This is a genomic window from Paenibacillus glucanolyticus NBRC 15330 (assembly GCF_004000885.1).
Lineage (GTDB): Bacteria > Bacillota > Bacilli > Paenibacillales > Paenibacillaceae > Paenibacillus_AQ > Paenibacillus_AQ glucanolyticus.
The window spans coordinates 1-9,288 of record NZ_BIMC01000040.1; the positions used below are offsets into that span (position 1 = coordinate 1).

The following is a 9,288-nucleotide window of genomic DNA, read 5'->3' on the forward strand; positions in this document are numbered from 1 at the left end:
TCAAGATTTCGTCAACTTCCCTTTGGTCGAAATCCTTCCCCCAATCACCGCCAAACTGCCATGTTCCCACACCGACTACAGATACCTTCAGATCGGTTTTGCCTAATCGTCTGTATTTCATACGCTCACCTCTTCCCGCAGATTTGTGCGCCTATATCTTATGTGATATTGCAACCGTTTGCAATAATCGAAATCAATTTGACAGCTTGATTATATACGGATGGCAGCTCGCATATTAGGGCATTCTCTTGTTCCATCCAAAAATTTTATTTTCACACATCCCCATATGTAGACTGTTTAATAACAAGTTGTTATGGTGAACCCTATAATAATGCATTCCGTTGTCCTATTATGAAATAAGAAAGGGGGATTTCAGCGTGAATTCTCGAACACTCGAGCAATTAATGCCGGACATTAAGGAGAGTCTGCAAGCGAAGAATTCGACAGACTTTCAGCACATCATCCATGAATTTCTGCCTTATGATCTGGCAAGAGTACATAGCCATCTAAGTAATACGGAGCAGACCCAGCTTCTGAAATTTCTGAATGAAGACCAGATTGCCGATATGATCCAGGAAATGGAGCATGCCAATCAAATTGAAGTATTGACCAGGCTGGGTAAAGAAAAAACCGCCATCATCCTGGACTTGATGGATAATGACGACTTGGCCATTCTGCTGGACGAGCTGTCTCCCGAACAGAAAGACGAGCTCATTAGAGGAATGCGGGATGAAGAATCCCAATTTGTACGGAACATCATGAAATATCCGCCGGAAACGGCCGGCCGGATCATGACCAACCGCTATGTCTGGATTCCTCAGCATTACACCGTGTCGGAGGTGGTGCAGAAGCTGAAAACCTATGTTTCCATTTCGGAAACGATCAACTATCTGTACGTTATCGATCATGACAAGAAACTCATGGGCGTGGTTTCCTACCGCGGGCTCATCTTGGCCGAGCCGGATGAATACATCGTGGATATCATGCACAGCCGAGTTCTGTCCGTGCCTGTGGATGCGGATCAGGAGGAGGTCGCGCTGCTTATCCAAAAGTATGATTTGGTCGCGATTCCGGTCGTTGAACAGGACAACCGGTTGGTGGGGATCATTACCGTTGACGATATTCTCGATGTGGTCATCAGTGAAGCAGATGAGGACATCCGGAAAATGAACGCCACTGGCGGAAAATCCATTGATTTTAACACCAAGGCCACGGTAGCGGCCTACCGAAGATTGCCTTGGCTGATTCTGCTCTTATTCATCGGTCTGATCTCGGGAACAATCATTTCCCGGTTTGAAGAAACGCTGGCACAGGTTGTGGCCCTCGCCTTCTTCATGCCCATGATTGCAGGTATGACCGGAAATACCGGTACACAGTCCCTTGCGGTCATTGTCCGTGGTCTGACAACAAAGGAAATGAGCAAATCGCTGGTATACCGGTTGTTAGCAAGAGAGCTGAAGGTCGGTTTGATGATCGGTGTGACATGCGGCTTTCTGATCTCCTTAATCGCCTATTTCTGGCAGGGCAATCTCTACCTGGGGTTTGTGGTTGGAAGCTCGCTGGTTGCAACCCTCATCGTCGGAACCATGGCGGGTACCATCATTCCTCTCATTCTATTTAAATTCAAGATTGATCCGGCTGTGGCTTCCGGGCCGTTAATTACAACCATCAATGATATTCTCTCGCTTGTCATTTACTTCGGCATCGCCACCTTGTTTCTTTCTTACATTTAGCCGAGCACGCGCTATCCGGGACGGATACATATCCTTTCAAAAAAAGACTTCCGGTTAATGAACCGGAAGTCTTTTGGGGCTCTGCCCGTGGAGGGATGTCAATCGCGGCCAATGGATGCAATCGACTGATGTTCCCAGAGACTGCAGCATGAAATGCCAACACGGTTCCCTCGATTCGATTACGTATCCATTCCAATAAGGGGATAATCTCCCCCTCAACAGCAAACTGCTCAATCTGTATCCAAGCCTGACAAGGATGCTGTCAGCAGTCCGTTAAATAGATGGCATTCACCATATTTTGTAACGTGATTGTATTTTCCCCATACTATGATTAGGCGGATTGGAACGTGTATCCTACCAAGCTAAATCTGTGAAGAAGCATGTTTGCTCGAGAACATCAATAAGCCGCCTTGATGAACCAGGGCAGCGAATTCCATCTATTTTCTTCTTCATAATCATGCAACGAGCAGTTGAGGCCAATCTCACCCTTCAGGATGATAATGACGTTTGAATTTTTTTACCCGGAACCTATCACGGAACCCTCCGTTCCATGATATAGTATTAACGCGAATGTCATGTAAATTTTTCCTTAATCATGGAGGGGTTGAATGGAATACATACGGGATTACGCCATGTACGCATCGATCTTCGGTATGTTCAGCATGAGCTGGTTTGGTTGGGCACAGGAAAATCCGCGGGCAAGCTGGCGCAAATACCTGGGCATCGCCTCGGGTGCTGCGCTCCTGGTGTGTTTGCTGGGGGTTTATTTAAGTATAACAAACTGGGATGCACCTTCTGCGCTAACGGATCAAACGAACTTCAAGAATTACCTCATCTCCGTTTATGTTGAATTTTTCCTGGCAGGGCTTGGAGCTTTTGTCCTCATCCGAAAAAAACGCAAAGATTATGTAGCGCCATGGATCGCCTTCATTGTCGGCATTCATTTCATCGGGCTTTCCCGTGTATTTGACGATCCAAGTCTTTACGTTCTGGCAGCTCTACTGGTGGCCGTTTCGATTATTTCCCTGTTTGTGTCCCCTAAACTGCGGGTAGCAAACAGCGCAATCACAGGGATAGGTTCCGGGGTGGTATTATTCGCTTTTGCTGTGCTGGGTCTGGTCCGATTCTTTCTGACGTGAATCGTCTGCATGTCCCCTTGAGGGGCTTGCAGACAGCACGTCTTTTTCTTCAGCGGAACCCTATCGGCCGATCAGCCTGCACTACACCATCCTTCCGTTCATCACCACCGGTTCCCCAGTTCTCGCTTCACTTCCTCCACAATCGTCTGAACCCCTGCCTCAATCTGCGCCTGGCTCACTCTGGAAATACTGATGCGTATGAATTTGTCGCGCTCCAGATACTGGGACAGGTAGAACGGCTTGCCTGATACCACTAAGATGCTCCGCTCCTCCAGCCGCTTGATCAAACGCTCCAAATTTACGTTATGCGGCAGCTTGAATATTTTATATATTCCACCGTTGCCGGGTACGACTTCAATAAGTCCAGTTCCTCCATATAACTGCACAGCGGAATCCAAAGCCACCATTCGGGTCTCATACTGCCTGTAGATTTTCTGTTTATGCCGTTCATACATGCCGTTGCTGATATAAATTTCGAGCGCAGCTTGGGACAGCAGTGAAGCATCCCCGTATTTTTTATAGGCGTAAAATTCCTCCAGCAGGCTTTCCGGCAGAACAACTGCCCCGAGACGCAAACCTGGAAAGATAATCTTCGAAAAGCTTTTTAAATAGATGATGTGTGAAGTTTGGTTATACGCATAAACCGGATCGAATCCTCGCTCATCCCCCAGATCGGCCATGTAATCATCTTCCACCACAAATACATCATATTGGCTCGCCAATGCGGCGATCGCTTTCCGCTCCTCGACTCGAAGCGAGGTTCCAAGCGGGTTGTGGTATCTTGGCATCGTATAAAAAAACTTAATATGTCCGGTCTTGAACTTCTCCTCCAACAACCCGATATCGATCCCCGCTGTAGAACGAGGAATGCCCACAACCGGAACATTCTCCGACTCCAGAAAATGCAAAAAGTTATTGTAGCTGGGCTGCTCCACCAGAATCACCGATTTTCCGTTAGGAAACGGCATCTTCGCCAGTATTTCCATCGCCTGCTGGGCACCGGACGTCACCATAATCCGCTCTGGGCGGGTAAACACCTGGCTGTCTGCAAAATGGGAAACCAGCGTATGGCGGAGTTTATCCATTCCTTTCCCGTCACCATACGTGAAGAGATGGTATTTGTAGGTATCGATGGCCTTGTTCAAACAGTGCTGAAAGTCCAGATAAGGGAACACGTTCACGTCGGGAGAAGCCGAGGCAAAATCAATCAGGCTTTCGTCCCTGTTATCGGGATCGCTCTCCTTCTGAACTACATAATAGCCGCTTTGCGAAACCGAATATATGGCATGCCGCTCCTCCAGCTCAGCATAGGCGCGAATGACCGTGCTGATGCTGCATCCGTATTGTTGTGCAGCGCTTCGGACGGAGGGCAGCTTTTGACCGGGACGGTATTGTCCTTCCTGAATCTTCGATTCCATATCAACCAGAATGGACATGTATTTTTTCATCCGCTGCGCCCCCTCTTATGCTTAGATTATAACCCACCACCCTGACGGTACCCAGGGCTTGGTTAAGTTTTGAGTTGAATGATCGCCGTATCCGTTTACTCCCTCTCCCATCATTTCAGCGTTATTTCATGTTAAAAAGACACAACAAAAGACTAAAAGGAGCAAAGATCTAAAATTTTTAGGTATAATACCTAATTTTATTAGGTTTAATGCGAGATGGACGTTTGATAGAATAAAAAATATAACGCTTACAAACGCAATAAACCAAGGAGGATATATCATGAGCAAACCGGCACAACCTAATGAACCCATCGTAACCCACATTTACACCGCAGACCCTTCTGCCCATGTATTTGAGGGTAAGATTTATATTTATCCATCCCATGACCTTGATCATGAGAACACGTCCAATGATAATGGCGATCAGTACGATATGGAAGACTACCACGTTTTATCGATGGAAGATGTGAACGCTCCGTGCGTTGACCATGGTCAAGCCCTGCATGTAAAGGATGTTCCGTGGGCCAAGAAACAGATGTGGGCACCGGATGCTGCTTATAAAAACGACACCTATTACTTGTACTTCCCTGCCCGAGATCATAACGACATATTCCGTCTTGGCGTAGCTACCAGTTCGTCCCCTTCCGGACCTTTCACGCCGGAGCCCGACTACATCCCGGGCAGCTACAGCATTGACCCTGCCGTATTCGTGGATGACGATAACCGGGCGTACATTTATTTCGGCGGCCTCTGGGGTGGACAGCTGGAGCAATGGCAGACCGGCACCCACATTCCGGATGGGGAGGGACCTGCCACAGATGCACCTGCCATCGGACCGCGGGTTGCCGAACTGAGTGACGACATGCTCACGTTCAAGGATACACCGCAAGAAATATCCATCATTGATGAGAATGGCAGTCCGATAACTGCCGGAGATGAAGAGAGAAGATATTTTGAAGGTCCGTGGGTTCATAAATACAACGGCACCTACTACCTCTCTTACTCCACCGGTTCGACACACCAAATCGTGTATGGCACCAGCCAGAGCCCGACAGGTCCATTTGAATTCAAGGGGACGATTCTCACGCCGGTTATCGGCTGGACAACCCACCACTCCATCGTGCAGTTCCAGGATAAGTGGTATCTCTTCTATCATGACAGCTCCCTCTCTGGAGGAGCGGATAACAAACGCAGCGTGAAATTCACCGAGTTGAAATACAATGCGGATGGCACCATTCAGACGATTGACCCTTACAGTAAATAAAGTAATCAGACCAGCTGGGTTCCATGGCATATGGAGCTCAGCTTTTTCATGTTTATCCATGCATTTCTGCCGCTGTTTAGTGATACCATTATAGTCGGTATTATTTGTTCGAGATTTTGAGGTAGCGGAGCTAGAAATATCATAAGAAAGAAGGAATGCGTGAATGGCAAAACAGCTTGTCCAACGATACATGATCCTGATTGCAGGTCTTTTATTGATGGGGGTCGGCACTGCTCTCGTAACCAAAGCCAATATCGGTACATCCCCTATCGCTAGTGTTCCCTATGTGCTTAGTTTAAAGTTCCCCATCTCCATGGGAGTGATGACTATAGGAATCTGTGTGCTATTTGTGGTGCTTCAGGCCCTTCTGCTCGGCAAGCAGTTTCCCAAGATTCAATATCTTCAAGTGTTGGTCGGGGTGCTGTTCGGCCTTTTTCTTGATTTGGGAGCGTATATGGTAAGTTCGATTAACTTTACGATGTATTTCATGAACATGCTGGCTTTGCTGACTGGCTGCATCATCCTGGCGGTGGGCATCTATCTTCAAATTATCGCCAATGCCATTCTGAACCCGGGTGAAGGCATCGTGAAGGTCATTTCCGAGAAGCTTGGTGCCGAATTCGGCAATATCAAAATCCTATTCGACTGGACACTGGTATCCATCGGGATTGTCATATCACTGTTTGCGTTCGGTTCGATTGAAGGCGTACGCGAGGGTACGGTCATTTCGGCTTTTCTGGTCGGTTATTTCATCAAGCTGCTGCGCCGGATCGCATTTCGTTTGAGCAGCAAAAGAACTGCCAAAGCAGTCATTGAGCAAGGCCAATAATTCTGGGGCGCGTCCAATCGGGTTATGGTCATAACTTATAAGAGTATATGGTTAATTGGCTTCATTTTGATTATAATGGGCTGGAAGAGACGAAGAACGTCCTGATTCACTCCTTTTCCTGGAGTATGTCGGGGCGTTCTTTTTTATTTTGATAGGCTGCGCGGCCATTTCCGCGATTTGCATCCGCAGTTCGAGGTGCTGGACTGGCGGGGAGTATCTTATTTCTGCAACTTCGCCTTCATCACGTCACACTTGAAACTCATCATAGAGATTAAAGGGCTGGATACTTATGCAAGCGGCATGGACAGGCAAACCTTTTGCAACGAGTTAAATCGGGAAACGTTTTTATCAGCTATGGGTTATCAGGTTATTTCTTTTGCTTACGAGGATGTGGCTAACCGTCCCGAGATCTGCATAATGCTCCTCAGGATAGTGATCAGCCGTTATCATGCCGCTACTTCCTCTGTGGGTGTGACCACGGGTTACGGAGCGTGAAATTATCCGTTTTGGGTGCATGCTTGCCCGTCCGCTTCGCCCGATTGATGTCAAGACACATCTGCGCTTAAACCATCGAACGGCTCTAACGCTTTCTTCATTCCCTCTGCGATAAGGGGTTGCTTTTGCCCGTCACCGGATCGCAAGGCAAACATGTAGTGAAATACGAGCTGCATCCTCATGCGGCACAGTGTTTATAACTGAAGGCTTGATCTTCACATCTTCTGTGGCGATCGGCAGCATGCTAACTGCTGATCGCCCGGGTTTTATGGATGAAATGTTCCTCCGCTATCTGCTCGTAGATAAATACAGCCAAAGCCTTTCGCGTTAATTGATAGTCCAGTGTTACCACGCAAGAGCCATACCGGGTGATAGCGAACCGACACCGACACCGACACGACAGCTGCGGTATGACCTTCTTATAATCTGAAAAAGTCTGCTGTCAACCCGCATCAGTACGGGTCTCAGCAGACTTCTTAAGTTGCTTCCTTATTGGAAAACCTTCTCAAATACAGGGAAACTTGCAACCCTGCCAGGGAAGTTCACTTCACCTCGCAGATCATAACCCAAACCTTGATACAACTTGAGCGCTGACGCATTCTTGGAGTAAGTATCCAGCCGGAGGCTGCTATAACCTCCGCGTATGCCGTATTCTTCGGAGAAGGCAACAAGCTTGCGTGCAATGCCCTTCCCCTGCGCTTTCGGATCGACGGCAAGGCGGTGCATCATTAAATGCGGACCCTCTGCCTGCTTCCAGTTAATCGTCTGATACTGCTCGTCCTGTGATTCATCAAGGACAACAATCCCTAAGATACGGCCTTCTCCCTCAGCTACAAAGAGCGTTCCGTTCCGCAAATCCTCCCCGATCACATCCCGGTTCGGATAGAACTCATCCCATTGATCGCTGCCTCCAGCCTGCATCACCTGAACGCAGCGGGCAATCAAACCCATGATTTCTTGAATATCCTCACTGCGTCCTGTCCGAATTTCAATATTCATCGCTGCACCTACTATTGTTTTTAGATCAGTTTACTATGATTGGACGGCTGCAACAACACCGGTAGCTGAAACTAGCCTTCGCTTGGAGCACTGTAGTTGAAACTCACCTCACTTAAAGCACCGTTGCGGAAACTCTTCTTTCTTAAAGCACCTTAGCTGAAACCTTTCTCGCTCGGAAGAACGATACTGAAACTTTCCTTGCTTGAGCTCCGTAGCTGAAACTCAACTCGGTTGGTATCCGCAGCTAAAACTCTTCTTGCTTAGAGCACCGTTACTGAAACTCAACTCGCAATGGAACACCAATTCCATCAACTCTGCCGTCTGCTTCATCACTCTTTATGGATAACTTAAACTGAACCTCCTTTGGTAATCCGCACTTAAGGCACATGCAATTTATCTTGAGATTTGCGTTTGGCTTCATTGTGACGCCAAGTGTTTTTGATGCTCTTGTGTATGACACGTACAGTTTGTCTTCGGAATAGTAGATTTCTCATAAAAATTAACCTCTCGCCCGTTCATCGTCCACAGTAAAGGAAAGGCATCATGCACTAACGTAAACCAAGTCCCTATAAGATCGCAAAAACATGCTTGCTGATATCTAACTTTCAAGATACACTTGTCTAGTAGATAAATTCGGTCGTGAAGTACACGCCGCTTCGATACGTTGTATCGGGGCGGCTTTTTGCATTTACCTTTTAACAGAGGAGAGAATCCGCGTGTCAAGATTTGTTCAAAAATATGAAGAGTGGATGCAGCTCAATATTGAGCAGGAGGAAAACCCCAGGCGGCGCGAATTGCTTGAGAAGGGACTAGGTCACGGCACCGTCGAATTTTTACGCACCATTTGGTTTCCAACGATACAGCATTTTGACCACCTGTATCCCGAGTGGGAAGTACGCGATTTCAACAATGGATTTCGTTACGTGGATTTGGCTTATATGCCTGGCGGTGTCAAAGGAGGAATTGAGATTCAAGGCTACGGCCCTCACGCCAGAGATCTTGATGTAAGACGATTCAAGGATTTATGCTGGCGGCATTGCTTATTAGCGCTGGATGATTGGATATTCCTCCCCATCCCTTACCTATCGATTCAAGATGAGCCTCGACGATGCCAGCAGCTTGTTCTATCCTTCATCGGCAAATTCACTTCTCTTGATACTCCGCATGCATTAACTTCTTTTGAAGCCGAGACGGTACGTTTTGCCAGGCGGCTGCTGAGACCATTCACGCCTTTAGAGTTGGCGGATCATCTGCGCATTACAGACAGGCATGCCCGTCGAATTCTGCATAAACTCGTGGATTTGGAGATCATGTCTGTGTCCAGCGGTAATATGAGGTACCGTAGGTATCGTTTACGGACCGAGTAGGCGTTATTCGAGGT

8 protein-coding genes and 1 pseudogene are annotated in these 9,288 nt (G+C 47.5%); 6 read left to right on the top strand and 3 right to left on the bottom strand.

The window, feature by feature from the left end; translation table 11 throughout:
• Positions 1–121 (bottom strand): annotated as a pseudogene (locus tag PGL02S_RS29000) (aldo/keto reductase); the annotation flags it as partial.
• A 256-nt stretch (positions 122–377) separates the two neighbouring features.
• On the opposite strand from PGL02S_RS29000, the gene mgtE reads away from it, so the two are divergent.
• Together mgtE and PGL02S_RS27885 are read left to right on the top strand one after the other, a co-directional pair.
• Positions 378–1,733, top strand: coding sequence for a magnesium transporter (gene mgtE, locus PGL02S_RS27880; protein ID WP_036643219.1), 1,356 nt, complete (start codon positions 378–380; stop codon positions 1,731–1,733).
• A 608-nt stretch (positions 1,734–2,341) separates the two neighbouring features.
• Positions 2,342–2,872, top strand: a complete 531-nt coding sequence (locus tag PGL02S_RS27885; protein ID WP_036643221.1) for a hypothetical protein — start codon at positions 2,342–2,344, stop codon at positions 2,870–2,872.
• Positions 2,873–2,973: 101 nt separating this feature from the next.
• Here the strand turns inward: PGL02S_RS27885 and PGL02S_RS27890 are convergent, their stop codons facing one another.
• Positions 2,974–4,320: an aminotransferase-like domain-containing protein gene (locus tag PGL02S_RS27890; protein WP_006211950.1), complete on the bottom strand. Its 1,347-nt coding sequence runs from the start codon at positions 4,318–4,320 to the stop codon at positions 2,974–2,976.
• Between the two features lie 280 nt (positions 4,321–4,600).
• On the opposite strand from PGL02S_RS27890, the gene PGL02S_RS27895 reads away from it, so the two are divergent.
• From PGL02S_RS27895 to PGL02S_RS29005, 3 genes are all read left to right on the top strand, one after another.
• On the top strand, positions 4,601–5,584 hold the full coding sequence (locus tag PGL02S_RS27895; protein ID WP_036643222.1) for a glycoside hydrolase family 43 protein: 984 nt from the start codon (positions 4,601–4,603) through the stop codon (positions 5,582–5,584).
• Positions 5,585–5,747: 163 nt separating this feature from the next.
• Positions 5,748–6,413, top strand: coding sequence for a YczE/YyaS/YitT family protein (locus tag PGL02S_RS27900; protein ID WP_036643224.1), 666 nt, complete (start codon positions 5,748–5,750; stop codon positions 6,411–6,413).
• A gap of 177 nt (positions 6,414–6,590) precedes the next feature.
• Positions 6,591–6,908 (top strand): DUF559 domain-containing protein, encoded by a 318-nt coding sequence (locus PGL02S_RS29005; protein ID WP_051449310.1) that lies wholly within the window; start codon positions 6,591–6,593, stop codon positions 6,906–6,908.
• Between the two features lie 489 nt (positions 6,909–7,397).
• On the opposite strand, the gene PGL02S_RS27910 is transcribed toward PGL02S_RS29005, so the two are convergent.
• Positions 7,398–7,907, bottom strand: a complete 510-nt coding sequence (locus PGL02S_RS27910) for a GNAT family N-acetyltransferase (RefSeq protein WP_051449311.1) — start codon at positions 7,905–7,907, stop codon at positions 7,398–7,400.
• Between the two features lie 716 nt (positions 7,908–8,623).
• On the opposite strand from PGL02S_RS27910, the gene PGL02S_RS27915 reads away from it, so the two are divergent.
• Positions 8,624–9,274, top strand: a complete 651-nt coding sequence (locus PGL02S_RS27915) for a hypothetical protein (RefSeq protein ID WP_036643225.1) — start codon at positions 8,624–8,626, stop codon at positions 9,272–9,274.
• Positions 9,275–9,288: the final 14 nt, after the last annotated feature.

Coding starts and splice junctions, on each gene's coding strand:
- PGL02S_RS27885 (WP_036643221.1), top strand. CDS start 2,342: ATGGAATACATACGGGATTACGCCATGTACGCATCGATCTTCGGTATG.
- PGL02S_RS27890 (WP_006211950.1), bottom strand. CDS start 4,320: ATGAAAAAATACATGTCCATTCTGGTTGATATGGAATCGAAGATTCAG.
- PGL02S_RS27895 (WP_036643222.1), top strand. CDS start 4,601: ATGAGCAAACCGGCACAACCTAATGAACCCATCGTAACCCACATTTAC.
- PGL02S_RS27900 (WP_036643224.1), top strand. CDS start 5,748: ATGGCAAAACAGCTTGTCCAACGATACATGATCCTGATTGCAGGTCTT.
- PGL02S_RS27910 (WP_051449311.1), bottom strand. CDS start 7,907: ATGAATATTGAAATTCGGACAGGACGCAGTGAGGATATTCAAGAAATC.